The organism is Extibacter sp. GGCC_0201 (genome assembly GCF_017566055.1).
Classification (GTDB): domain Bacteria; phylum Bacillota; class Clostridia; order Lachnospirales; family Lachnospiraceae; genus Extibacter.
Genome location: NZ_JABFCH010000293.1, coordinates 1 through 208 on the forward strand (window position 1 = coordinate 1; position 208 = coordinate 208).

The window sequence follows — 208 nt, forward strand, 5'->3', positions numbered from 1 at the left end:
GCCATACGGCTCCTCTGCCTGGCCTGTGTCAGCGCCACCGGCTCCTTTTCCAGAAAATGAATATCCAGATAAGGCTTATCTTCACCCGGCTTTCTGACTATGAAGCTTCTGTAATCGCTGTTGCTGCGCGGAACCACCACCATCCTGTCATGAATCAGCTCAAAACATTCAAGCCCCGATGAGAGGACAGGAGGATGGAGAATGGCTG

1 pseudogene is annotated in these 208 nt (G+C 52.4%); it reads right to left on the bottom strand.

What is annotated here, in order from left to right:
* Nucleotides 1-208 (bottom strand): annotated as a pseudogene (locus HJV72_RS19585) (LysR family transcriptional regulator); the annotation flags it as partial.